Origin of the sequence: Micromonospora sp. NPDC048830 (genome assembly GCF_043198215.1) — a bacterium.
Taxonomy (GTDB): Bacteria; Actinomycetota; Actinomycetes; order Mycobacteriales; family Micromonosporaceae; genus Micromonospora.
The window spans coordinates 245,038-269,178 of sequence record NZ_JBICUP010000001.1 but is presented as its reverse complement, the minus strand read 5'-3'; the positions used below and the strand labels follow the sequence as shown (position 1 = coordinate 269,178).

General features: G+C 73.1%; 21 protein-coding genes, 1 tRNA gene and 1 pseudogene. 7 read left to right on the top strand and 16 right to left on the bottom strand.

Translation table 11 applies throughout. From position 1 onward, the window contains the following. The 5 genes from ACGFIZ_RS01300 to ACGFIZ_RS01280 are packed head-to-tail and all read right to left on the bottom strand — an operon-like array spanning window position 1 to window position 5,742. The gene (locus ACGFIZ_RS01300; protein WP_393414342.1) at window positions 1–1,503 is read right to left on the bottom strand and encodes a peptidoglycan D,D-transpeptidase FtsI family protein; all 1,503 of its coding nucleotides are present in this window, start codon (window positions 1,501–1,503) and stop codon (window positions 1–3) included. Beyond that, entirely contained in the window at window positions 1,500–2,987 is a 1,488-nt protein-coding gene (locus tag ACGFIZ_RS01295; RefSeq protein WP_393414339.1) for an FtsW/RodA/SpoVE family cell cycle protein, read from the bottom strand. The genes ACGFIZ_RS01300 and ACGFIZ_RS01295 overlap by 4 nt, the downstream gene beginning before the upstream one ends. Window positions 2,988–3,016: 29 nt before the next feature. Further along, window positions 3,017–4,447, bottom strand: coding sequence for a PP2C family protein-serine/threonine phosphatase (locus ACGFIZ_RS01290; protein WP_393414336.1), 1,431 nt, complete (start codon window positions 4,445–4,447; stop codon window positions 3,017–3,019). Further along, entirely contained in the window at window positions 4,444–4,929 is a 486-nt protein-coding gene (locus ACGFIZ_RS01285) for an FHA domain-containing protein (RefSeq protein WP_393414333.1), read from the bottom strand. The genes ACGFIZ_RS01290 and ACGFIZ_RS01285 overlap by 4 nt, the downstream gene beginning before the upstream one ends. 6 nt (window positions 4,930–4,935) lie before the next feature. Beyond that, a complete protein-coding gene (locus ACGFIZ_RS01280; protein WP_347666377.1) occupies window positions 4,936–5,742 on the bottom strand; it encodes a DUF3662 and FHA domain-containing protein in 807 nt (268 codons plus the stop codon). A gap of 208 nt (window positions 5,743–5,950) precedes the next feature. On the opposite strand from ACGFIZ_RS01280, the gene ACGFIZ_RS01275 reads away from it, so the two are divergent. The 3 genes from ACGFIZ_RS01275 to ACGFIZ_RS01265 all read left to right on the top strand — a co-directional run bounded on the left by ACGFIZ_RS01275 (window position 5,951) and on the right by ACGFIZ_RS01265 (window position 8,038). Next, window positions 5,951–6,036 (top strand) — tRNA-Leu (locus tag ACGFIZ_RS01275). 128 nt (window positions 6,037–6,164) lie between these two features. After that, the gene (locus tag ACGFIZ_RS01270) at window positions 6,165–7,238 is read left to right on the top strand and encodes an NAD-dependent epimerase/dehydratase family protein (protein WP_393414329.1); all 1,074 of its coding nucleotides are present in this window, start codon (window positions 6,165–6,167) and stop codon (window positions 7,236–7,238) included. Continuing rightward, window positions 7,235–8,038: a WecB/TagA/CpsF family glycosyltransferase gene (locus ACGFIZ_RS01265; protein WP_393414326.1), complete on the top strand. Its 804-nt coding sequence runs from the start codon at window positions 7,235–7,237 to the stop codon at window positions 8,036–8,038. The genes ACGFIZ_RS01270 and ACGFIZ_RS01265 overlap by 4 nt, the downstream gene beginning before the upstream one ends. A gap of 80 nt (window positions 8,039–8,118) precedes the next feature. Here ACGFIZ_RS01265 and ACGFIZ_RS01260 read toward each other — a convergent pair whose 3' ends face one another. From ACGFIZ_RS01260 to ACGFIZ_RS01250, 3 genes are all read right to left on the bottom strand, one after another. Beyond that, window positions 8,119–8,529, bottom strand: coding sequence for a hypothetical protein (locus tag ACGFIZ_RS01260; protein ID WP_347666380.1), 411 nt, complete (start codon window positions 8,527–8,529; stop codon window positions 8,119–8,121). Between the two features lie 254 nt (window positions 8,530–8,783). Beyond that, the gene (locus ACGFIZ_RS01255) at window positions 8,784–9,002 is read right to left on the bottom strand and encodes a DUF397 domain-containing protein (protein ID WP_393414323.1); all 219 of its coding nucleotides are present in this window, start codon (window positions 9,000–9,002) and stop codon (window positions 8,784–8,786) included. Beyond that, on the bottom strand, window positions 8,975–9,853 hold the full coding sequence (locus ACGFIZ_RS01250) for a helix-turn-helix domain-containing protein (RefSeq protein WP_393414320.1): 879 nt from the start codon (window positions 9,851–9,853) through the stop codon (window positions 8,975–8,977). Before ACGFIZ_RS01250 ends, ACGFIZ_RS01255 begins: the two co-directional genes overlap by 28 nt. 633 nt (window positions 9,854–10,486) lie before the next feature. Between ACGFIZ_RS01250 and ACGFIZ_RS01245 the strand changes: the two genes are divergently transcribed. Both ACGFIZ_RS01245 and ACGFIZ_RS01240 read left to right on the top strand, forming a co-directional pair. Continuing rightward, window positions 10,487–10,774 carry a hypothetical protein gene (locus ACGFIZ_RS01245; RefSeq protein WP_393414856.1) on the top strand — a complete coding sequence of 96 codons (288 nt, stop codon included), beginning with the start codon at window positions 10,487–10,489 and terminating at the stop codon, window positions 10,772–10,774. A 100-nt stretch (window positions 10,775–10,874) separates the two neighbouring features. Then, window positions 10,875–11,306 carry a hypothetical protein gene (locus ACGFIZ_RS01240; protein ID WP_393414317.1) on the top strand — a complete coding sequence of 144 codons (432 nt, stop codon included), beginning with the start codon at window positions 10,875–10,877 and terminating at the stop codon, window positions 11,304–11,306. A 135-nt stretch (window positions 11,307–11,441) separates the two neighbouring features. Here ACGFIZ_RS01240 and ACGFIZ_RS01235 read toward each other — a convergent pair whose 3' ends face one another. Both ACGFIZ_RS01235 and ACGFIZ_RS01230 read right to left on the bottom strand, forming a co-directional pair. Further along, window positions 11,442–12,242 (bottom strand): PASTA domain-containing protein, encoded by an 801-nt coding sequence (locus ACGFIZ_RS01235; RefSeq protein ID WP_393414314.1) that lies wholly within the window; start codon window positions 12,240–12,242, stop codon window positions 11,442–11,444. A gap of 86 nt (window positions 12,243–12,328) precedes the next feature. Beyond that, entirely contained in the window at window positions 12,329–13,015 is a 687-nt protein-coding gene (locus tag ACGFIZ_RS01230) for a PASTA domain-containing protein (protein ID WP_393414311.1), read from the bottom strand. Between the two features lie 113 nt (window positions 13,016–13,128). Between ACGFIZ_RS01230 and ACGFIZ_RS01225 the strand changes: the two genes are divergently transcribed. Further along, window positions 13,129–14,307, top strand: a complete 1,179-nt coding sequence (locus tag ACGFIZ_RS01225) for a hypothetical protein (RefSeq protein ID WP_393414308.1) — start codon at window positions 13,129–13,131, stop codon at window positions 14,305–14,307. Here the strand turns inward: ACGFIZ_RS01225 and ACGFIZ_RS01220 are convergent. Both ACGFIZ_RS01220 and ACGFIZ_RS01215 read right to left on the bottom strand, forming a co-directional pair. Next, window positions 14,253–15,731: a glutamate--cysteine ligase gene (locus ACGFIZ_RS01220; RefSeq protein ID WP_347666389.1), complete on the bottom strand. Its 1,479-nt coding sequence runs from the start codon at window positions 15,729–15,731 to the stop codon at window positions 14,253–14,255. The two genes, ACGFIZ_RS01225 and ACGFIZ_RS01220, sit on opposite strands and share 55 nt — an antisense overlap. Window positions 15,732–16,051: 320 nt before the next feature. Next, the gene (locus tag ACGFIZ_RS01215; protein ID WP_347666390.1) at window positions 16,052–16,633 is read right to left on the bottom strand and encodes a YceI family protein; all 582 of its coding nucleotides are present in this window, start codon (window positions 16,631–16,633) and stop codon (window positions 16,052–16,054) included. 99 nt (window positions 16,634–16,732) lie between these two features. Between ACGFIZ_RS01215 and ACGFIZ_RS01210 the strand changes: the two genes are divergently transcribed. Beyond that, entirely contained in the window at window positions 16,733–17,227 is a 495-nt protein-coding gene (locus ACGFIZ_RS01210) for a MarR family winged helix-turn-helix transcriptional regulator (protein WP_393414303.1), read from the top strand. 255 nt (window positions 17,228–17,482) lie between these two features. On the opposite strand, the pseudogene ACGFIZ_RS01205 reads toward ACGFIZ_RS01210, so the two are convergent. The 4 genes and pseudogenes from ACGFIZ_RS01205 to ACGFIZ_RS01190 all read right to left on the bottom strand — a co-directional run. Continuing rightward, window positions 17,483–20,077 (bottom strand): annotated as a pseudogene (locus tag ACGFIZ_RS01205) (ATP-binding protein); the annotation flags it as partial. Window positions 20,078–20,206: 129 nt separating this feature from the next. Continuing rightward, window positions 20,207–21,355 carry an acyl-CoA dehydrogenase family protein gene (locus ACGFIZ_RS01200; protein WP_393414300.1) on the bottom strand — a complete coding sequence of 383 codons (1,149 nt, stop codon included), beginning with the start codon at window positions 21,353–21,355 and terminating at the stop codon, window positions 20,207–20,209. A gap of 158 nt (window positions 21,356–21,513) precedes the next feature. After that, window positions 21,514–23,046: an acyl-CoA carboxylase subunit beta gene (locus ACGFIZ_RS01195; RefSeq protein ID WP_393414297.1), complete on the bottom strand. Its 1,533-nt coding sequence runs from the start codon at window positions 23,044–23,046 to the stop codon at window positions 21,514–21,516. Window positions 23,047–23,159: 113 nt separating this feature from the next. Continuing rightward, on the bottom strand, window positions 23,160–24,080 hold the full coding sequence (locus tag ACGFIZ_RS01190; protein WP_393414294.1) for a hydroxymethylglutaryl-CoA lyase: 921 nt from the start codon (window positions 24,078–24,080) through the stop codon (window positions 23,160–23,162). Window positions 24,081–24,141 lie beyond the last annotated feature (61 nt).

The following is a 24,141-nucleotide window of genomic DNA, read 5'->3' as shown; positions in this document are numbered from 1 at the left end:
TCAGCGGCCCCCGGCGTCGGCGGCGGCCGCCTGCATGATCTTGCCGGCGATCCGGGCCGCCTCCGCACTGCCGCCGCTGCCCGCCTGCTCCAGCACCACGCAGACCGCGGAGACCGGGGTGCCGTTCTTGTCGAGGGCGAAGCCGATGAACCAGCCGTGGTCGGGACGGTCCGGGGCGGACTGGGCGGTGCCGGTTTTGCCGCCGACCGTGTAGCCGTTGAAACGCGCGTTGCGACCGGTGCCGCCCTCGACCACGCCGACCATCATGTCGCGCAGGTCCGACGCGACCTGCGCGCTGACCGGCTCCCGCAGCTTCTTCGGGTCGGCGGTGTAGGTGGTGGTGCGGTCCGGCGCGAGGAGCTGCTTCACCAGGTACGGCCGCATCTGCGTGCCGTTGTTGGCGACCGCCCCGGCGATCAGGGCGCCCTGCAGCGGGGTCATCCGTACGTTGTTCTGCCCGATCGAGGACTGGGCCAGCGCGGCCGGGTCGGTGCCGCCGTCCGGGTTCTGCATGTCCCCGGTGCGGCTGGCCGCCACGGACAGGCCGCCCTTACCGAGCTGCCCGACCGAGAGGTCGTCCTGCTCGAAGCCGAACTGGCGGGCCTTCTCCTTGACCGTGTCTGCGCCCAGCCGCACGCCCAGCTTGGCGAACCCGGTGTTGCAGGACTGCCGGACCGCCTCCGCCAGGGTGACTTCGGACTGCGGGCAGATCGTCGGCGCGGCGTTGCGGATCGGGACGCCCGAGGTGGGAGGGGTGTAGCTGGAGCCGGCCGGGATCTGGGTGTTCTTGCCGATGCCGTTCTCCAGCGCGGCGGCGGCCATCACGACCTTGAACGTGGAGCCCGGGGGCAACACCTCCGACAGCGCCCGGTTCTTCATCGGGCCGTCCGGGTCCTTGTCCAGCTTGTCGTACGCCGCCTGCGCCTCTTCGGAGTCGTGGCTGGCCAGCGGGTTCGGGTCGAAGCTCGGCATGGAGACCAGCGCCTGCACCGCCCCGGTACGCGGGTCGATCGCGATCGCCGCGCCCTTCGTCGCGCCGACCTGGTTGTCGGCCAACCCGTTGTACGCCGCGTCCTGGGCCCGCTTGGACAGGGTCAGCAGCACGTTGCCGCCGCCGGTCTCGTTGCCGGTGAACATGTCCTTGATCCGGTTGGCGATCAACGCGTCGCTGGTGCCGGCCAGGTAGTCGTTCTCGACCTGCTCGATGCCGCGCTCGGCCAGGTTGACCGGCTTGTAGCCGAGCACGTGCGCGTACTTCTCCCCGCCGGGGTAGGTGCGCAGGTACCTGTACTTGCCGTCGGTCTCCTTGCTGGTGGCCACGGCCGTGCCGCCGGCCTCGATGTTGCCCCGCCGGTGCTTGTACTCGGCCACCTGGACGCGGCCGTTGTAGTCGCTGTTGCGGTATTCGTCGGCCTTGTACGCCTGGATCCAGTTCAGGTTCGCGAACAGCAGGCCGAACAGGACCATGACGACCACACCGACACGGCGCAAAGGTGCGTTCACCTGCGGATCACCTCCGTAGGGGCCCCGTGCAGCTGCTCCGGCGGGCCGCCCCCGGGTCGGGCCGCCGGGCCGCCGGGGGTCACCGGCCGACGGGCGGCGTCGGAAACCCGCAGCAGCACCGCGATGAGCAGCCAGTTCGCCATCAGCGACGAACCACCGGCGGAGAGGAACGGGGTGGTCTGCCCGGTCAGCGGGATGAGCTTGCTGATCCCGCCCACGATCACGAAGACCTGGAGGCCCAGGGTGAAGGCCAGGCCGCCGGCGAGCAGCTTGCCGAACGAGTCCCGGACGGCCAGCGCGGCGCGCAGCCCCCGCTCCACGATCAGCAGATAGACCACCAGCAGGGCGGAGAGCCCGAACAGGCCGATCTCCTCGCCGATGCCGGCGAAGATGAAGTCGTTCTGCACCTCCGGGATCTCCAGCGGCTCCCCGCCGCCCGGGCCGGAGCCGAACAGGCCGCCGCTGCCGAGCCCGAGCAGCCCCTGGACGAGCTGGTAGCCGTCGTCGTACGGCTTGGCGAACGGGTCCAGCCAGATCTCGGCCCGCAGGTGGAAGTTCGCGAACGGCCCGCCGATGGTGCCGCCCAGCACGTACGCCAGGTACGCGCCGCCGAAGAACAGGAGCAGGCCGATCAGCAGCCAACTGACCCGCTCGGTGGCGATGTACAGGGTCACCACGAACATGCCGAAGTACAGCAGCGACGTGCCGAGGTCCTTCTCGAAGACGAGCACCAGCAGGCTCAGCGCCCAGACCGCGAGCACGGGCCCGAGGTCGCGTCCACGGGGGAAGTCGATGCCGAGCACCCGGCGGCTGGCCAGCGACAGCACCTCGCGCTTGCGCACCAGGTAGTAGGCGAAGAAGGCGAGCAGCGCCAGCTTGGCGAACTCACCCGGCTGGATGGTGAAGCCGCCGACCTTGATCCACAGCTTCGCGCCGTAGATCTCCGAGTACTTCGCGGGCAGCACCGCCGGGATCATCACCAGCACGATGCCGGCCAGGCCCAGCGTGTACGCGTACCGGGAGACCGCGCGGTGGTCGCGCATGAGCGCGAGGAGCCCGGCGGCGAGGACCACCGCGGCCAGCGTCCAGGCGAACTGTCGCCCACCCTGCCCGGCGAAGATGGCCAGCGACTCCCGGTCCTCCGGGGCGGCCCTGCCCAGGTCGAGTCGGCGCAGGAAGCCCACGCCGATCCCGTTGAGCAGCGCCACCGCCGGCAGCAGGGCCGGGTCGGCGAACGGCGCCAGGAACCGGATGGCCACGTGCAGGGCGAGGAAGACCGCGGCCAGTACCGCCGTCGGGACCCAGAAGTCCGGGGTGACCGTGTCGAGCACGGTCGCCTCGACCGTCGCCCCGTACGCGGCCACCAGCACCAGCGCCAGCAGCAGCAGCGACAGCTCGGCGTTTCGGCGGGACCGGGCCAGGCGTACGCCGGGCTGCTCGCCCGTCGCGCCGGGCGAGGCTGCCGGTGTGGCCGTTGCGGTCACGGATGCGTCCTCGGATTCTCAGCCGACGCTCACTCCGGCGACCGGCATCCGGCCGGATCGGCCGGCGGGGCGGTGTCGGAGGGCGGCGCGTCGGGTGTGGTGGTGGGCGCGGGGGCGATGGCGCTGGGGGAGACGGACGGCCGGCCGCTGGCGGCGGTGCGGCTCGCGCTCGGGGTGGCCGCGGGCGGGGTCGGGGCGGCCGTCACCGGGGCAGGCATGGCGGTGGGGCTGGGCGGGCACATCGGCTTGAGGTTCGGGTTGTTCGGGTCGTCGCTGGTCAGCTCGGCCAGCCGGCGCTCGGCGTCGGGCTCGCTCCTGGCGGGGATGCCCTGCTTGACCTGCTCCTGAGCGGCCAGGGTGAGGTCGTCCAGTTTGGCGGGGCTGGTGGAGTGCACGGCGGAGAGGTCCAGGCCGGCGACCTGGCCCTGGACGCCCCGGAAGACGGCCACCCGGCCGTCCTCGGTGGCCCCGACGTAGTACTGCCGCTGGGTGTAGCTCCACCCGCCGAAGAGCGCACCGCCGAGGATGACCAGCAGGGCCACGAGCATGGCCACGGCCCGCAGTGGGCGGCGCCGCGGGTGGTCCGCGTCGTCGTCGACGTCCGCCGGGTCCTCCGGCGCCGGCGGACGCGGCGCGGAGAGCGCCGAGGCGCGGGCGGCGGGGGTGGAGACGTCGGCGGACGTGGCCATGCCCCGGTCGCGGGCGGCGGCGCCGCCGACGATCGGGCTCGCCTCGACGATGTCCGCGTCGGTGGCGTCCGCGATGATCACGGTGATGTTGTCCGGGCCGCCGCCGCGCAGCGCGAGCTGCACCAGCCGCTCGACGCACTGCTGCGGGTCGGCGTACTCGCGCATGGTGTCGGCGATCGTCTCGGCACTGACCACGCCGGACAGGCCATCGCTGCAGATCAGGTAGCGGTCGCCGGGCAGCACCTGCCGGACGCTGTACTCCGGGTCGATGTCGCGGCCGTCGAGCGCCCGGGTGAGCAGCGAGCGCTGGGGGTGGCTGCTCGCCTCCTCGGCGCTGATCCGCCCCTCGTCGACGAGCATCTGGACGTACGTGTCGTCCTTGGTGATCTGCGCGAACTCGCCGTCGCGCAGGAGATACGCCCGCGAGTCACCGATGTGCACCATTCCCAGTTTGCTGCCGGAGAAGAGGGTGGCGGTGAGCGTGGTGCCCATCCCCTCCAGCTGCGGGTTGGCGTCCACGGTGTCGCGGAGCTGCTGGTTGGCGGTGCCCACGGCGGAACGCAGCGCGTCGACGAGGGCGTCGCCAGGGACGTCCTCGTCGAGTGGCGCCATGGCACCGATGACGATGTTGCTGGCGACGTCACCGGCGGCCATGCCGCCCATGCCGTCGGCGACGGCGAGAAGCCGCGGCCCGGCGTAGACGGAGTCCTGGTTACCGTCTCGGATCAGACCGCGGTCGCTGTGGGCCGCATAGCGCAGGGTCAGAGTCATGGCCGTAATTCGAGAGAGGTGCGGCCGATCCGGATCGGCACGCCGAGGGGGACGGGGGTCGGTCCGGTGACCTTAGCGCGATCCAGGTAGGTGCCGTTAGTCGAACCGAGGTCCTCGACGAACCACTGGCCCTCCCGCGGCACGAGCCGGGCGTGCCGCGCCGAGGCGTAGTCGTCGGTGATGACGAGGGTGGAATCCTCGGCCCGACCGATGGTGATCTGGGCCTCTCCCAGGGTGATCCGGGTGCCGGCCAGCTGACCCGCGGTCACCACGAGCTGGTGCGCGGCCCTGCCCCGCTTCACCTTCGCCGGCTTCGCCGCCTGCCCGGTCGAGGCCCCCACACCCCGGGGCGCGGCGACCAGTCGGCCCGACCGGGCGCCGGCGAACAGGTCCCGGCGGATCACGCCGACCACCGTGAACACGAAGATCCACAGCAGGATGAGGAACCCGAACCGGGCGACGGTGATGACGAGTTCCGGCAAGGCGGATCAGCCGTCCACGCGGAAGGTCAGGGTGGTGGTGCCGAGCTGGATCATGTCGCCGGGGTTGAGCGCCACGGCCGACACCCGCTGGCCGTTGACCATGGTGCCGTTGGTCGAGCCGAGGTCGGTCAGCACGACCTGACCGCCGTCGAAGTCCAGCCGCGCGTGGCGGCGGGAGATGCCGACGTCGGGCAGGCGCAGGTTCGCCTGGTCGCCGCGGCCGATGACCGTCGAGCCCATCTGGAGAGGGTAGGTGCGGCCGTCGCCGGAGACCAGCCGGACGTTGCGCCCGCCGCCGTGCCCGGGCGGGGGGCCGTAGCCGCCACCCTGGTCGTAGGCCGGGTACGCGGGCGGGCCGGCGTCGTAGCCGCCCTGGTCGTAGCCGCCGGGCGCCGAGACCGGGGCGACGTCGCCACCGGTGTAGACCTCGGCGGTCACCCGGAACATGCCCGTGTCCAGGCCCTCGCCACGCTCGATCTCGACGATCACGTCGCCGTAGACCGTCCACGCCTGCTCGCCGATGAACTCCGCCTGCGACTGGGCCAGCTCCTGGGCCAGCGCGGCGGCGTACGGCGCCAGACGACTGTGGTCGTACGGCGAGAGGTCGATCACGTAGCGGTTGGGCACCAACGTGCGCCCGCCGGCCAGGATCGCCTTGTGCGCCTCGGCCTCCCGCTGCATGGCGTTGAGGATCTCCACGGGGTGGACCACCCCTTTGAAGACCTTGGCGAAGGCTCCCTCCACCAGGCCTTCCAGACGCTTCTCGAAGCGTTGCAGCACGCTCACCGGCTCCTCCTCGGGTCCCGAGGACATGATGGTATCCGGCCGGCGCGCGCGCAGCTCACACGCCGCTCGGCCGGCCGTGGCCGGTCTGTTCTGAGGGACCTCCGCAGGCGTGCTACAGTTTCGTCCGCCGCGAGCGATAACCGGTCGTGGCGAGGGCCGAGGAGGCCGTAAGATGTGCCGAGCCCGCTGGCGACAGCGGCACCGGGGCAGGCTACAGTTTCCCAGGTCAGGCCACGGGGAAGTGGCGGAATGGCAGACGCGCACGGTTCAGGTCCGTGTGCCCGAAAGGGCGTGAGGGTTCAACTCCCTCCTTCCCCACCAGCACGAGGGCTCCGCGTGATCGCGGGGCCCTCGCTTCGTGTCGGGGTCGTCCATCGCATCGGCGGCCGTGCTGGACGTCACGCTATGCTCCGAATCGTTCCCTGCCTCCGATGGACCAGGAGTGGCGTGTGAGTGTCGCGTTGGTGACCGGGTCGGGCGGCCTGATCGGCTCCGAGGCGGTGCGGCACTTCGCCGGCCTCGGTCTCGACGTCGTCGGCATCGACAACGACATGCGGCAGGAGTTCTTCGGCGCGGAGGCGTCGACCGCGTGGAACGTCCGCCGGCTGAGTGACGAGCTGGGCGGGGCGTACACGCACCACAGCATCGACATCCGGGACCGCGACTCGCTGGCGAAGCTGTTCGCCCGGTACGGCCGCGACATCGCCGTGGTGATCCACACCGCCGCGCAGCCGTCGCACGACTGGGCGGTCCGGGACCCGTTCACCGACTTCGACGTCAACGCCGTGGGCACCCTCAACGTGCTCCAGAACGTCCGCGAGCACTGCCTCGAGACGCCGGTGATCCACTGCTCGACCAACAAGGTGTACGGCGACCGGCCGAACAGCCTCCCCCTGGTCGAGCTGGAGACCCGCTGGGAGATCGAGCCGGGCCACCCGTACGAGCAGGGCATCCGCGAGGACATGTCGATCGACGCGTGCCTGCACTCGGTCTTCGGCGCCTCGAAGGTCGCCGCGGACGTGATGGTGCAGGAGTACGGCCGCTACTTCGGCATGCGCACGGCCTGCTTCCGGGGCGGGACGCTGACCGGCCCGGCGCACTCCGCGACCGAGCTGCACGGCTTCCTCGGGTACGTGATGCGGGCCAACATGGAACGCCGGACGTACCGGATCTTCGGCTACCAGGGCAAGCAGGTGCGCGACGCCATCCACAGCTCCGACGTGGTGTCCGCGTTCGAGGCGTTCTTCCGCAACCCGCGCTCCGCCGCGGTCTACAACCTGGGCGGCGGCCGGCACTCGAACACCTCGAACCGGGAGGCGTTCGCGCTGGCCGAGCGGATCAGCGGGCAGGAGATGATCACCGAGTACGTCGAGGCGAACCGGATCGGCGACCACAAGTGGTGGATCGGCTCCAACGAGGCGTTCCAGGCCGACCACCCGGACTGGAAGCAGGTCTACGACGTACCCATGATCATGCGTGAGATCTACGAGGCCAACGTGGACAAGTGGGTGCCGAAGGCATGACCGCCACCAAGCGCAACGTCCTCGGCGTCCTGGTGGACGCCACCGACTACGAATCGGCGACCGAGCAGGTGCTGGCGGCGGCACGGGAGCGCCGGCCCCTGGCGCTGACCGCGCTCGCCGTGCACGGCGTGATGACCGGCGTCCTCGATCCGGCCCACAACGCCCGGCTCAACTCGTTCGACGTGGTCACCCCGGACGGGCAGCCGGTGCGCTGGGCCCTGAACCTGCTGCACCGGGCCAACCTCGCCGACCGGGTCTACGGTCCGCTGCTGACCCTGCACGTGCTGCGGCGGTTCGCCGACGAGGGCCTGCCGGTCTACCTCTACGGCTCCACCGAGGAGACCCTGTCCCGGCTCATCCCGGCGCTGGAGCGGATGTTCCCGGCACTCAAGATCGCCGGGGTGGAGCCGTCGAAGTTCCGCGCCGTGCAGCCGGGCGAGGACGTGGAGATCGCCGACCGGATCAAGGCCAGCGGTGCCCGGCTCGTCCTGGTCGGGCTCGGCTGCCCACGCCAGGAGGTCTTCACGTACGCCATGCGGCCCCTGCTGGACATGCCGCTGATGGCGGTCGGGGCGGCCTTCGACTACCACGCCGGCCTGCTCAAGCGGCCCCCTGCCTGGATGCAGCGGGCTGGCCTGGAGTGGTTCTGGCGGCTGGGCCTGGAGCCCAAGCGGCTCTGGCGCCGCTACGTCATCCTCAACCCGGCCTACCTCGGGCGCCTGGCCGCCCAGAGGGCCGGGCTGTGGAAGGCGAAGCCGCCCACCCCGGCCACCGAGCGCCCCGCCACGTTCGCCGTCTGACCGGGCTCACCCGCCCGGACACGTCGGCCCTCACCTACCGGCGCGGCGTCACCGCGCGGCCGTCACCGGCACGTCGGCCGTCACCGCGCGCGGCCGGGACCCTGCACGTACAGCAGTTCCAGGATCGCCCGCGTGGCCTCGAACCAGCGGTCCAGCCAGCCGGGTGGCGGCACGCTGCCCTTCGGCGGCAACTCCATCAGCAGGCCGCGCAGCAACGGATGGTCCACCAGCGACTCGGCGACCGCCGGCTCGACGGACCAGCCCGCCGGCGGGAACGACGGCTCGGTGAGCGGGTTCGGGTCGAGCGAGGGCAGCGTCAGCGGCGCGGACTGCTCGGCGGCCCCCGGCCCACCGTCCCGGTCGCCGATCTCGGTGTCGCCGGAGACCACCTCGGTCAGGACGGTGTCCCGCCGGGCCCCGCGGTACTTGCCGCCGAACCGCTCCGGCTTGCCCGGACCATTGGTGAGGTTGTCTGACCCGATCGTCGTCATCGTCTCGCCTGCCTCGCTCGGTTGCCGATCCGTGCGGCGGGTTGTCGACCAGCGCCGTATCGAGGAGTACAACGAGCCGGGACGGCGGTGGCGACGGCTCGCGCGCCGATCGGTCGGGACCGTGAGCAGGGCGCGCGCCGATCGGTCGGGGCAGTGAGCAGGGCGCGCGCCGATCGGTCCGGCCGGACGCGCGGCGGGCGCGGCCCGCCCGGCGACGTTGCCGGACGGGCCGCGCCCGCCGTTGCCCGAGTCGGTCAGTCCCGGACGAACGCACCGCCCCTGGTGCCGGCGACGAAGGCGTGCCACCCAGCCGGCGTGAAGATCAGAGCCGGCCCGGTCTTGTCCTTCGAGTCCCGCACTCCGACCGCACCGGTCACGTACGCCACCTCGACGCAGTTGTCGCAGTTCGGTCCGCTCTTCGAGCTCTTGAACCACACTGCCCGCGTCAGGTCCAGGGACCCCTTGGTCGCCATTTCCACGACGGCTCCTCTGCCAGTTTCGCGATGTGTGCTATGGATTCCTCCGGGCGTATGGCTGCCGCTCGAACGTGATCGAAGATGAAGCTGTACTTCTGCAGTTCGTCGCTCTTCTCGAGGAAGAGCCCACCCGTGGCGTTCTCCGCGTACACGACATCGGGATCACCCGCTTCGGGGAAGCTGAGGATGGTGAATGTGCCGTCCATGCCGGCGTGCGCCCCGACCTCGAAAGGCAGGATCTGAAGCGTCACGTTCGGCAGTTGCGCCACCTCCACCAGCCGCTTGAGCTGGCCACGCATCACCGCGTCACCGCCCACCGGCCGGCTCAGCACCGCCTCATCGAGCACCACCCACAGATCGACCGGATCGTCCTGAATCAACAACGACTGACGGCCCATACGGACACGCACCCGCTGCTGAACCTCCTCGGCCCTGAAGTCCGGCCGTGCGGCCCGGATCATCGCAGAGGCGTACTCCTCGGTCTCGAGCAGCCCCGGTACGACCTGTTGCTCGTACGCCCGGATCGAACTGGCGGCCGCCTCCAGGCCGACGTACGCCCCGACCAGGACCGTGCTGTACGGATGCCACCAGCCCTTCTGTCGGGCCTCCCGGGCGATCTGCACCAGCTCGTCGCTCTCGACGCCGGTCACCCCGTAGATGAGCAGCATGTCGCGGACGTCGCGCGCAGTGGCCGTGGTGTGGCCGGTCTCGATGCGGGAGATCTTCGACGCGGAGCACTCCAGCCGCTCGGCGACCCCCTCGATGGTGATGCCGGCCTTCTCGCGGTGGCGGCGCAGTTCGGCACCGAGCCGACGACGCCGGATCGTGGGGCTGCGCCGCTCGCTCACGGTGTCACCTGTCGGACCGTTTGTCGGGACCGCTCGCTGCTCGGGCTCACCCGGCTACCTCCGGTCGATCGCGCCCGGGTTCGACGCCCGCCGGGGGCGCGACCGTCGAGCGGCGGGCGAGCGTTCGCGGCGGGGGATGGTGCCGGTCATCGGCCGGCCGCGACGGCGAAACCGGCGTCCAGTCTGCCGCTCTCGCGACGGCCGCATCAACCTTCTATTTGCGGAAGGCGTTCACGTATCGGCAAAAGTCTACGTGCAACTTGCATGTCGGACGCCACTGATGCAGTCTGTCCGTAGGGCTTGGGTCACTCACCGTTCCGGTCGGCCGCCGGAGAGGGGTCCTCCGTCGCGACGGAGGGCACCGGTCGAGCGTCCCGGCTCCGGCACCAAACGACAGACTGCCCTCGGGCTCAAGACCCCGCCGCTGGACGCCGGATGGCTGTGGCGGCGGGCGCGACGACCGGGAGCAGCCAGGTGATGGTCGGGCAACGGCACGCCACCAGCGGGCACGACCCGACCACCGCCACCCGCAGGATCCGTCCCCAGGGGCACGACCCCGACGCCGGGCCACACGATCCGCCGAAAACCCGCTCCCGCCGGCCCATGCCGGCCGATCTTCCCCAGGAGCCCTCTGTGCTTCCCCGCTCCGGTGACGTTCTGCACGTGACTCGTGCGGCGAGTGTCCAGTTCCTCAGGCCGATCATGTTCCGGGTGATCCGGGTGCACGACTGGCCCACGTACGACGGTTGGGTGTGGCTCGACGGTTACGAGTTGAACGCCACGGGGGACGCGGTCAACCGGCGGTCGATCTTCGTGCAGGCGGCCGGGCTGCGCCAACTCCACGTCGCCCCACAGCCCCGGCAGCACACCCCCGTGCGCCAGCGCCGCCCGGTGGCCCGCACTCCGGTCCGGGTGGGCTGAGCGGCCCAATCCCAGGTCAGGGCGCGCGGGAGCGCCATAGAATCGGTACGCCACCCCGGCGAACGTCTCCACCCCGCGCATCCCGGACCCTGAACCTGGGATGGTCATGGTCACTCTGCCCACCGCGCGGCGGCACCGCAGGTCCCCTACCCTCTACGCCTTCGCCCTGCTGGCGCTCCTCGGCGCCGCGACCACCCTCGTGATGGTGGCCCGCTACCCGGCCGTGTCCGCCACCGAACCGGGCATCCCGGTCCCGGCGCCGGAGATCACCGTGATCGACGAGCGGGCCGGCTCCGAGCCGGGGTGGCGGGTCCCCACCGAGTCGGGTTGGCCCGGCCCCGCCCAGCCGCCCGAGGACGACGGCGGCGTCCCGGGCCGGGCCGACGCGGAGGCCGACGGCGAGGCGACGGCCACGGCGGCGGACTCCCGCCAAGACGCCGTCAGCCGATCGCTGTTCTGGTCGGGCGTCATCGGCCTCGCCATCTCCCTAGCCGGGCTGGGCCTGGTGGGGACCAGACGCCGGATGTGGTGACCCTCGCGCCGGCCGTCGACCGACCGGCTTGTCGAACGGAGCCGGAGCCGTCGGCACCAGCGCAGCTGCAAGGCAGACCGCTGTCCGCCGGTCCGGCTCGGCACGGTCGCGGCCGGGACGCCGGCCGCCGGGCCGTCAGGGCGTGGGGGTGGTGGTGGGCCCCGCTGTGGCCGACGGTGTCGCCCCGGTCGTGGCGGGCGGCGCGGCGACCACCAGAACGGCCTCCTCGTCGGCGGGTACCAGTCGGCCCGCCTCCGGGTCGGTCTCGATCACGGTGCCGGCCGGCTGGTCGGACACCCGCGTCTCGACCCGGTGATCGATGCCCAACTCGTCCAGAACCCGCTCGGCGCTCGCGCGCGGCAGCCCCACCAGGGGCGGCATCGGCACCGCGGCCGGGGTCGTGACCGGCGGCGTCGTGCTCGGGCGGTCGGTCGTGGCCTCGGTCGTCGGCGCCCCACTGGTCGCCGAAGCGGTGGTCGGGCGAGCGGACGGGCTCCGGTGCGGAGCCGGGATGTCCTCCGCCTGGAGGATCAGCCAGAGGCCGGCGCCGAGCAGACCGAGCAGCAGCAGGGCCACGATGCCCAGCACGATCGGCGTCCACCAACGCCGGCCGGCCTGCTCCTCGGCGTACCAGTCGCCGCCGGCCGGCTCGCGGTACTCCGCCGGGCGCGGTGGCGGCACCCCGGCCCGTCCGGACCACACGGTGGGTGCGGGCTCCGGACGGGCGGCCGCCCCGGCCGGCGGAAGCGGGCGGGTCGGGTCCACCGGCTCTTCCCGGCCCCCGGTGGGGGGCAGCGGGCGGGTCTCGTCACCCGGCCCTTCCCGACCCCCGGCCGGGGGCAGCTGGCGTGTCTCGTCGCCCGTCCCGGAGGGCAGCGGGCGGGTGCGGTCGCCGCCGTCGTCGGCGGGAGACGGCTCGTCGTGGTCGTCGCGCATGGCACCGTCCTTTCCCCACCGGGCGGCTCGGCATCCACGTTAGTCGCTGTCCGCCACATCGGCCGGGATCGCCGCCGCGTTCCGGGTCACGGGGTGGGCGTCGGCTCCCCGGTCGGGTTGGACCCCTCCTCGCCGCAGGTCAGGGCCACCTCGTCGTTCCACGCGGCCGGGGTGTCGGGGCCGGGGTGCTGGGCGGTGACGGTGCCCTCGCGCCCCGTGTGGTAGCGCGGGTACAGGCCCTCGTCGACCAGCTCGTCGACCGCGTCGGCGCAGTCCTCGCCGAGCAGGTCCGGCACGGTGAGCGCGGGCGCGGGCCCGGCGACGTACAGCGTGACGGTCGTGCCCCGGGTCACGGGCGTACCCGGCGAAGGGGCGCTGCGGGACACCTGCCGCCCCGTCCCCGTGCCGAACACCAGCCGCCAGCCGAGGCGCCGCTCCCGCAGCTCCTCCCGGGCGTCCTCGAAGTCCGTGCCGACGACGGGCGGCACGGTCAGGCCGGTGGCCTGGGCGGGCGCGCTGGTGCGGTGCGTCGGCGCGGCTGTCCGGGCGGTCGGCGTCGGCGCGGCGGAGGGCTGCAGCGGGGCGCTGGCACGCGCGTCCGGTGGCGCGGGCGGGTTGCTGTCATCACCGGCGAGCAGCCAGCCGCCGGTCCCGCCGATCGTGGCCAGCAGCGCGACGGCGAGGCCGCCGCCGAGCACCTTCGTCAGCCGGCCCGGCCCGTCGGTCGCCGGCCCATCCGGGTACGTCTCCGCACCCGTGTTCCCGTCGGTCATCGCGCCCACCACCTCTTCACCGGCGACCGTATCGGGGCCGCGCCAAGCGTTCCGGCCCCGGGCCGTTCCGCCGCGACTCGCCGCGCCGGCCCAGGAAGGTTACGCTGCCCGGCATGGCCGGACTGGGCTGGGGAGGATCGATCGCCACCGCTGTCGGCGTCGCCGCCGGCGCGGGCGCGGCCCAACTGGGCTTCGGCTACGGGCTGGGCATCATCAACTGGACGGCAGCGGACGCCACCGCGGGCGAGGCGGTCTGGGTGGCCGGCCTCGCCTGGTCGACCTGGATCGCGGGCACCTCGACGGTCGCGGGGGCGGTGTGCGCCCAGCGGCTGCGGCAGCCGGTGTCCGCCGGACGCGACGAACTCCTGGCGTCGCCGGCCCCGGAGTCCGTGACCGTGGGGGCCGACGCCACCGTCGACCCGTCCTCGCCGGCCGGGGGCCGGACGGCCCGTCCGAGGGGCGACGGCGGCCCGGGGACGGCCGTCGTGCTGGCGCTGGCCGGCGCCGTCGGCGCCCTGCTCACCGTACTGCTGGTGGCCGTGCCGGCCCGGGCGGCCAGCCTGCCGGGCGGCTCGGCGCCGCAGACCGTGGCCGCCTGCTACGCCGGTGTGGGCCTGCTGGTCGGGCTGCTGGCGGCGGTCTGGGCGCTGCGCTCGCCGGCCGCCGCCACCAACGTCATCGCCACCGTCGGCTGGCTCTGGGGGCTCGCGGTGGTCGCGGTGCTCGACGACGTGCTGTCCGGACGCGGGCTGACCAGCGCCCAGCTCGGCATCTGGCAGCTCGGCGCCGACAGCCCGAGCCTCTGGATCCGGGACTGGTTCTACTGGCCGGGAGCGCTGCTGGCGCTCGGCTCGGCGGCGCTGATCGGGGCGCTGGCCGCCCGGCGTGCCGCCCGGTCGCCGCAGCGCCGGCTCGGGGCGGCGGCCTCGGGCGCGGCCGGCCCGTTGCTCGTCGCGCTGGCCTACCTGCTCGCCGCGCCCGGGCTCACCGCGATCGGCCGGGAGCAGGTGTCGGCGCACCTCGTCGCGCCGTACGCCGTCGTCGCCGGCTTCGCCGGGTCGATGCTGACCGCCGCGCTGGCCCAGCGGGCGGCGCACCGCCGTCCCGACGCGCCGGTGGCGATTCCGCGGCAGCGCACCGGCGCGGCGGACGACGCGACCACCGCGCAGGCGCCCGGGTCGGCCGGGTCGAATAAGCCGCCCGAGCCGGACGGGTCGGGGCCGGCCGGGACGGCCGGTCAGTCGACCGGCCAGGTGTGCACCGGCTCGTTGCCGCGCTGGAGTTCCGCGTAACGCCGCACCATGTGGTGCAGGGCCGCGTCGCGGTCCATGCCCCGGTGGCGCTCGGCGGCCCACACCGTCTCGGTCTGCCAGACCGCGCCGTTGCGGCCGGTACGGCAGCGCTGCTCGATGATGCCGAGCAGCCGGTCCCGCTCGGCCGGGGCGACGCCGAAGCGGTCCAGCCCGGCCGCGGCCGTCGGCAGCAGCGTGTCCAGCACCAGCCTGGCCACCGGCACGTCGCCGAGGCGGGGCCAGTGCAGTACGGCGTTCATGCCCCGCCGGGCGGCCGCGTGGAAGTTCTCCTCGGCCGAGCTGAAGGTCAGCTGGCTCCAGATCGGTCGGTCCGCCTCGGCCAGGCCCCGGGCGAGTCCGAAGTAGAACGCGGCGTTGGCGAGCATGTCGACCACGGTCGGCCCGGCCGGCAGCACGCGGTTCTCCACCCGAAGGTGCGGGCGGCCGGCCATGATGTCGTAGACCGGGCGGTTCCACCGGTAGACGGTGCCGTTGTGCAGCCGCAGCTCGCTCAGCTCGGGCACCCCGCCGGCGTGCAGCACCTCGACGGGGTCCTCGTCGTCGCAGATCGGCAGCAGCGGCGGGAAGTAGCGCACGTTCTCCTCGAACAGGTCGAAGATCGAGGTGATCCAGCGCTCGCCGAACCAGACCCGGGGGCGGACGCCCTGGGCCTTCAGCTCGTCCGGCCGGGTATCGGTGGCCTGCTCGAACAGGGCGATCCGGGTCTCGGCCCAGAGCTGCCGGCCGTACAGGAAGGGGGAGTTGGCGCCGACCGCGACCTGTACGCCGGCGATGGCCTGCGACGCGTTCCAGTAGTCGGCGAAGCTGTCCGGGGCGACCTGGAGGTGGAACTGGAGGCTGGTGCAGGCCGCCTCCGGCGCGATCGAGTCGTTGTGCGTACGCAGCCGCTCCACGCCCCGGATGTCCAGCTCGATGTCCTCGCCCCGGGCGCCGACGATCTGGTCGTTGAGCACCCGGTACCGGGCGTTGGTGGAGAGGTTGTCGGCCACCAGGTGGCGTCCGGTGAGGGTGGGCAGAATGCCGACCAGGACGATGCGGGCGTCGGACCTGGCCGCCCGCTCGTCCGCCCGGCTGAGGCTGGCGCGCAGTTCGCGCTCGTAGTCGGAGAAGCCGGTCCCCTCGATGAGCCGGGGCTTGGCGTTCAACTCCAGGTTGAACTGCCCCAGCTCGGTCTGGAAGAGCGGGTCGGCGATGGCGGCGAGGATCTCCTCGTTGCGCATCGCCGGCTCGGCGGCCGGGTCCATCAGGTTCAGCTCGATCTCCAGGCCGGTCATCGGCCGGTCGGCGTCGAACCCGAAGTCGTCCAGCATCAACGCGAAGACGTCCAGGCACCGTCGGACCTTCTGTCGGTAGCGGACCCGGTCCTCCCGGGAGAAGGCACCCTGCTCGACGTCCCTGCCCATGTGCCCTCCCGGCCCGAGGCGCTACGGGGCGGTATCACCCCGAAGCGGACTGTGAAATATCTACGGTAAAAGCGCCCACCGCGCCGGACCAGAGGCCGACGCCGGGCGATCACCGCGACGGACGACCGCGCCGGGCGGGAAGACGCTCCCGGCCGGAATCACTACCCAGGTGGCGGGCCCCGCCACCGTCCCCGGCGAGGAACGGCGCGTGACGAATCGCACCGTTCCGTGCCGTTCTCGGCGACGCGGGCGGTGGGGACGGCCGCGGGCCCGCGCCGACTGGTGCGGCGCGGGCCCGGGGTCCTCGTGGATCGCGGTGGTCAGGCCTGGCGGACGGCCTCCCCCTCGATCTCAATCTTGATCTTCTTGCCCACCAGCACGCCACCCGTCTCCAGGGCGACGTTCCAGGTCAGGCCGAACTCCTCGCGGTCGATCTCGGTGGTGGCGGTGAAGCCGAACACGTCGGTGCCGAACGGGGTGTGGCCGACACCCTCGAACTCGACCTCCAGGTCGACCGGGCGGGTGACGCCCTTGATCGTCAGCTCGCCGGAGAGGACGAACTCGTTCCCGTTGCGCGACTTGACGCCCGTGCTCCGGTACTCGAGGGTCGGGAAGGCCTCGACGTCGAGGAACTCGGGGCTGCGCAGGTGGGCGTCGCGGTCGGCCTGCGCCGTGTTGATGCTGGCGGCCTGGATGGTGGCGACGACGGAGGACTCCACGGGGTCCTCGGCGATGGTGACCGTGGCCGTCGCCTCGGCGAACTCACCGCGGACCTTGCTGACCATCATGTGCCGGGCGACGAACCCGACCCGCTTGTGAGCCGCGTCCAGCAGATAGGTGCCGGCGGTCGGGATGGTGAGGCCGTCCCACTCGCGGGTAACCGATCCGGTGCTGCTGGTCATGGTGCTCTCCTCCAGGGGAATCGTTCAGTAGCCAATGGCTGACGCAGCAACTATAGCCACGGCAATATTCCTCGTGTCAAGTACTGCTAGGATGGGCACGTGGACCAGAACGTGTTCGAGGACCCCCGGATCACGGCAGTCGGCCTGCTCGTCGAGGCGCACGCCGGGCTGTCCGCCCGGTTCGCCGCCCAGTTCGAGGAGCACGGGCTCTCGCCGGTCGAGTTCGAGGTGCTGACCCGCCTCGCCCGCTCTCCCGGCAACCAACTGCGGATGACCGACCTCGCCGCGCAGACCTCGCTTTCCACCAGCGGGGTGACGCGGGTGGTGGACCGGATGGAACGCGACGGGCTCATCCGACGCAGGGCCTGCCCGTCCGACCGGCGCAGCTCGTACGCTGTGGTCACCACCGCCGGCCTGGAGCGTCTGGACGAGACCCTCCCCGGGCACCTGCGCATCATCGAGGAGTGGTTCGTCGGGCAGCTGGAGCCGGACACGCTGACCGTGCTCCTCGAAGGTCTCCGGCAGGTACGCGACGCCGTGCACCCGGGAGCGACGGCGGGCAGCACCGGGGCGGCCGTCGAGGAAGACTGCTGACCCACCGTCCCGGGCGCGTTCCGGCGGTGGCGCCGGAGCCGGCCAGGACGGTGGCCGGGCGCACCGGCAGAAAGACCGGCAGAACCTGCCCGCCCAGCTGGAGCTATCCGGCCGTAGCGGACAAACCGGCTGGCCGACTGTGGTTACTGTGCTTCCAGCGGGGGAGCACCGGGGGGTGCCGGCGCGAGCGATGAGTGAGGGGTAACGCCAGGGGGCTCCTTCGCTCGCGCCACCCCCGTGTCACCCTCCCGCCGGGCGTCGTGCCCCGTCCTCGACGCCCGCCTCCGCCGCCGCGGCGAACCACTCCGCCGCCAACTCCCGGTCCCCTCGATGCAGGGCGACGTACGCCTCGATCAGCGCGCAGATGCCGTCCTGGTGAAGATCGCCGTGCCGTTGCCCCACGGGTTCAGGGCGGACCGTCCTCGACCGGCCCAGCCACGCTCGCCCCGGCAGGGCCTCCCCCTCCGAGTAGCCGCGGAGGTCGGCCAGCACCTGGACGGCCTCGTCCGGGCGGCCGTCCTGGGCCAACGCCAGCCCGACCGTGCCGAGGACCCGCCGCCGGTGCCCCAGATCGCCCAGCTCCGCCAGCGCGGAGGCCACCCGTCGACCCTGCTCGACGGCGTCGGCGTACCGGCCCTCCAGCCGGGTCACCTCGGCCAGGTCGGCTCGGGCCAGCACCCGCAGCCGCCGCTCCCCGCACTGGGCGGCCAGCCGGTCCATCGCGGCCAGGCGACGCCGGGCGGCCGGCAGGTCACCCACCCGGAGTTGGTGCCGCGCGAGTTCGCCCTGTGCCACCGCCATGTCGCGCACCCGGCCGTTGCGGGTGGCCAGGGCGAGGGCGGCGGCCGCCTGCTCCCGCGCCTCGTCGTACGCCCCGGTGGCCGTCAGCAGCGCGCAGAGCACCGTCCGCGCCGCCAACTCCCCGCCGACATCGCCGGCCCGGTGGAACGCCGCCCAGGCGGCCCGGGCCGCGGGCAGCTCCTGCCCCGCCGCGCCGTGCTCGGCGGCCAGCCGGGCCGCGCCGAGCGCCGCCCACGCGCGCTGGCCGGGGTCGACATCCGCCGTACGGGGGTCGGCCAGCAGCCGGCGCAGCCACTGCCGCCCGACGACGTCCCGGCCGCGGAACCGCCACCACGGAACCAGACCGGTGGCCAGCCGCAACGCGGTGACCGGGTCGTCCAGGGCGGCATGGGCCAGCGCCGCGCTGATGTCGCCGGTGGCCTCGTCGAGCCGGCGCAGCGCCGAAACCAACTGGGGACCGACCAGCTCGGCGGCCGTACGGGCCACCAGCCGGGCGACGACCTGGGCGTGCCGCCGCCGGACCTCGGTCAGCTCCCCCGCGCCGACAGCCTGCTCCGCGGCGAACTCCCGGACCGCGTCGAGCAGCCGGAACCGGACCGGGCCGGCGCCCCGCACGCTGAGCAGGCCGAGCTGGAGCAGCCGATCCAGCAGCGGCACCGGGTCCAACGGGACGGATTCCGGATCGTCGGCGAGCAGTTCCTCGGCCAGTTCCACGGACCAGCGGTTGCGGAACGCCGAGAGCCGGCGCAGCGCCGCGCGCTCGTCCGGGGCGAGGAGCCGGTAGCTCGTCGCCACCGCGTCCCGCAGGGTGACCGCCCCGCCCCGCGCCGCCCCGGTGCCGACCACCGGCTCGCGGGGCGGGACCCCGGCGACCGGGTCGCGCGGCCGGGGGACGTGGGCGCCCCCGGGCTCGGTCGCCGCCCAGCCCGCCCGGGGCACCGGAGCGGGCGGGGCGGCGAGGTCGAGGACGCGGTCGCCGTACCGGTCGAGCAGCTCGTTGAGGTCGAGGATCCGCCCCCGGGCGGCCATGAGCTCGATGGCCAGCGGCAGCCCGCCCAGCCGGCGGACCAGCGCGGCGAGGGCCGGCAGGTCCGCGGGCTCCGGCGGCTCGCGCCGCACCTGGGCCAGCCGCGCGGCGAACAGCGCCACCGCCGGGTAGCCGGCGAGCGCCTCCGGCCCGGCGAGGTCCAGCTCCGGCGGCGGTACGTCCAGCGGCCTCACCGGCCAGACGCGCTCGCCGGGCAGGCCGACCGGATGCCGACCGGTCACCAGCATCCGCAGCGTCGGAACGGCCCCGGCGAGTCGGTGCAGGGCCTCCGCCACCGGGTCCGGCGCCCGTTCCACCGCGTCGATCAGCAGCAGCGCCGGCCGGCCGGCGAGCCGGGCGACGAGATCGCCCGGGCGGGCCGCGCCGAAGACGGCCGCCGCCGTGGAGAGCACGTCGGCGACGTCCGAGCCCTCCCCGACGAGCACCCCGGCGACGGCGGCCGGGGCGCGGTCGGGGACGGCGTGCGCGACGGCCAGGGACAGCGCGGTCTTGCCCACCCCGGCCAGCCCGACCAGGCTGGTCACCGTCGGGCCGTCGTCGGCGGTGACCAGGTCGACCAGTTCGGTCACGTCCCGCTCCCGGCCGATCAGCTCGACCGGGGGCGGGAGCGCGATCGGCGTACCGGCGGAGAGGGCGACCGGTGACAGCCCGCCACCGGCTGCGGGCGGCCCGGCCCACGACGGCGCCGACGCCTGGCCGGGGGGCGGGGAGGCGGCGAACGACGTGGCGCCGGCCGGGGGGACGCCCCGGGCGGCGGCGACGAACTCCGCGCGGGCCTGGCCGGAGAGGTCGAGCGCTCCGGCGAGCAGGTCGACGGTGGTCCGCTGGGGCCGCGCGGACCGGCCGCGCTCCAGGTCGCGGACCGTCCGCACGCCGATGCCCGCCCGCGCCGCCAGCTCCACCTGGGTGAGGCCGGCGGCGCGGCGATACGCGCGCAGCAGGTCCGACAGTCCGGTACGACCGCCCGCACCATCCGGCGAACGATCATGATCGGGCGTCATGGGCAGGAAGGGTACGGATCGGGTACGACGGTGGGCAGCCAACCGTCGCCCTGCCGACGCCTGGCGGCGCGGATATCCGACAATGGGTTGCGGTGCGAGCGACCGCCTCCTATATGAGGACCCTTCGCCTCACATGCCGAGGTCGCGCGCGATGATCATCCGCTGCACCTCGCTGGTGCCCTCGCCGATCTCCAGGATCTTGGAGTCCCGCCAGAACCGGGCCACCGGGTACTCGTTCATGAAGCCGTAGCCGCCGTGGATCTGGGTGGCCTCGCGGGCGTTGTCGACGGCGACCGTGCTGGCGTGCAGCTTGGCGATCGCGGCCTGGCGCTTGAACGGCTCGCCGGCGAGCATCCGGGCGGCGGCGTCGTAGTACGCGAGCCGGGCGGTGTGCGCCTTCATCTCCATGTCCGCGATCTTGAACTGGATCGCCTGGTAGTTGCCGATCGGCTGGCCGAACGCGTGGCGCTCCTTCGCGTACCGGACCGACTCGTCGACGCAGCCCTGGGCGAGGCCGGCGGCCAGGGCGGCGATGGCGATCCGCCCCTCGTCGAGGATGCGCAGGAACTGGGCGAAGCCCCGGCCGCGCTCGCCGAGCAGGTTGGCCGCCGGCACCCGGCAGTCGTCGAAGGTCAACTCGTGGGTGTCCGAGGCTGTCCAGCCGACCTTGGAGTACCCGGGCGCGACGGTGAAGCCGGGCGTGCCGGACGGCACGATGATCGTGGACAGCTCCTTGGCGCCGTCCGGGCGGGTGCCGGTGACCGCGGTGACGGTGACCAGCGCCGTGATGTCCGTGCCCGAGTTGGTGATGAACGCCTTCGAGCCGTTGATGACCCACTCGTCGCCGTCCAGGACCGCCCTCGTCTGGGTGCCCCCGGCGTCGGAGCCGAAGCCCGGCTCGGTCAGGCCGAACCCGGCGAGCGCCTCACCGCTGACGAGCTTCGGCAGCCACCGCGCCTTCTGCTCCGCCGTGCCGAAGCGGTGGATCGGCATCGCGCCGAGGGAGACGGCCGCCTCCAGGGTGATCGCCACGCTGGAGTCGACCCGGGCCAGTTCCTCCAGGGCCAGGCAGAGCGCGAAGTAGTCGCCGCCCATGCCGCCGTGCTCCTCGGGGAAGGGCAGGCCGAACAGGCCCATCTTGCCCATCTGCCGGATGATCTCGTACGGGAAGGTGTGCTTCTCGTAGTGCTCGGCGATGACCGGGGCGACCACCTCGCGGGCGAATTCCCGCACGCTCTGCCGCAGCGCCTCGTGCTCCTCGGTGAGCCGGAAGTCCATCGGTTCCTCCTGTACGGGTTCCTCCGCCGGGCGCTCGTGACGCCGGGTCGGTACGGCCTCTGTCGGGGTGGCGCGGGTGGCGGCCGGGGCGGGCCGGGGTCGGCCGGATGCGGTGCGGCCGGGGCGGGTCGGGGTCGGCCGGATGCGGTGCGGCCCGGTCAGACCGGGGTCACGCCGTGCCGGCGCCGGGCGAAGTGCCGATCCTTGGTGCGGGCGACGGCGAACCGGCGGACCAACTCGGCGCGCAGCTCGTGCGGCTCGACGATCGCGTCGACGACGAGCTCGCTGGCGAGCCGGACGATGTCGATGTCGCGCTCGTACTCCTCGCGCTTCGCGGCCACGAAGGCGGCCCGCTCGGCCTCGTCGGCGATCGCCGCGATCTTGTTGGCGTAGACCGCGTTGACCGCCGCCTCCGCGCCCATCACCGCGATCTTCGCGGTCGGCAGCGCGATGGTGGCGTCCGGCTCGAAGCCCGGGCCGGCCATCGCGTACAGGCCCGCGCCGTACGCCTTGCGGACCACCACGCAGATCTTCGGCACCGTCGCCTCGGAGATCGCGGTGATCATCTTGGCCCCGTGCCGGATGATGCCCTGCTTCTCCACCGCGCTGCCGACCATGAACCCGGGCACGTCGGAGAGGAAGAGCAGCGGCACGTTGAACGCGTCACAGAGCTGCACGAAGCGGGTCGCCTTGTCGGCCGAGTCGACGAAGAGGACGCCGCCCTTGAACATCGAGTTGTTGCCGACCACGCCGACGACCTCGCCGTTCAACCGGCCGAAGCCGATGGTCAGCTCCTTGGCCCAGAGGGCCTGGATCTCGAAGAAGGACCCCTCGTCGAGCAGGCCCTTGACGTACCGGCGCATGTCGAACGCCTGCCGCTCGCTGGCCGGGACCAGCGCGGCCAGGTCGGCCTTCTCGGGCGCTTCGATCGCGGGCGCCGTGGGCGGCTGCTGGGTCCAGTTCGCCGGCAGGTACGACAGGTAGCGCCTGACCACGTCCAGCGCCTCGGCCTCGGTCTTGCAGAGGAAGTGCCCGACGCCGGACTCGGCGCAGTGCACCTTGGCCCCGCCCATCGCCTCCAGGGTGGTCTTCTCGCCGGTGACCATCTCGACCATCCGGTCGGAGCCGAGGTACATGCTGGCGTTGCCGTCCACCATGGCCACCACGTCGCAGAACGCCGGGATGTACGCCCCGCCGGCGGCGCTCGGGCCGAACAGCGCGCAGACCTGCGGGATCGAGCCGGAGGCGCGGACCTGGTTCCAGAAGATCTTCCCGGCGCCGCGCCGGCCGGGGAACAGCTCGACCTGGTCGGTGATCCGCGCGCCGGCCGAGTCGACCAGGTAGACCATCGGCACGCTTGTCGTGTACGCGCGCTCGATGATCCGGATGATCTTCTCGACCGTGCGGGCGCCCCAGCTCCCGGCCTTCACGGTGGAGTCGTTGGCCATCAGGCAGACGGGGCGGCCGTCGATCGTGGCGGTGCCGGTGACGACGCCGTCGGCGGGCAGCCCCTCGGCCATCGCGTTCGCGTACAGGCCGTCCTCGACGAACGAGCCCTCGTCGACCAGCAGCGCCACCCGCTCGCGGGCGAAGAGCTTGCCCTTGGCGGCGTTCGCCGCGTGGTACTTGTCCGCACCGCCGGCCCGGGCCCGCTTGCGCAGCTGCTCCAGTGCCTCACCGTCGAGCGTCACGCCGACTCCCTCGCCGCCTGACCCGGCCGCGCCGCCCCCGTGGGCCGCGCGGCAAGTGACCTGAACGATCGTTAGGCTAGCGCATGGAGGCGCGTGCCGGCGAGAGGTGGCGCCTACGCCGGCAGAGGGGTCAGGCGGGTACGGGGGCCGGCCCGCAGCACGCCGGAGGGGAGCCTCTTACCGACCAGGTCCTCGGCCAGCTCGGCCGCCTCGATCAGGGCGTCGAGGTCGATGCCGGTGTCGACGCCCATGTCGTGCAGCATGTGCACCGCCTCCTCCGTCGCCAGGTTGCCGCTGGCACCCGGGGCGTACGGGCAGCCGCCCAGGCCACCGACGCTGGCGTCGAACTCGGTGATCCCCAACTCCAGGGCGGTGAGGAGGTTCGCCAGCGCGGTGCCCCGGGTGTTGTGGAAGTGCAGCAGCACCGGAACGTGCGCGTTGCGGTCGCGTACCGCCGTGATCAGCTCGCGGACCCGGCGCGGCGTGCCCATGCCCGTGGTGTCGCCGAACGCGACCCGGTCGGCGCCGTCGCGGACGACGCGGTCGACGATGCCCGCGACCCGCCGCGGGTCGACGTCCCCCTCGTACGGGCAGCCGAAGCTGGTCGCCACGATCACCTCCGCGCGGGCGCCCGCGCCGTGCAGCAGGTCGATCAGCTCCGCGATGTCGTCCAGCGACTCGGCCGTGGACCGGTTGACGTTGCGCCGGTTGTGCGTGTCGCTGGCCGACACCACCACCTCGATCTCGGTGAACCCGGCGGCGAGCGCCCGCTGCGCGCCCCGGGTGTTCGGCACCAGCGCCGAGTAGCGGACGCCGTCCGCCCTCGCCGCCCGCCGCCACACCTCGTCGGCGTCGGCCATCTGCGGGATCGCCTTCGGGTGCACGAACGAGACCGCCTCGATCCGCCGTACGCCCGTGCCGGAAAGCGCGTCGAGCAGCCGCACCTTGGCGTCGGTGGGGATCGGGTCCTCGTTCTGGAGCCCGTCGCGCGGGCCGACCTCCCGAATGGACACGAAGTCCGGCAATTCCGTCATAAGTGGCCACCTCACTGTGACGCAGTGCTGTGCTTGGCTGGTCACTCCAGCCTCCCACCCG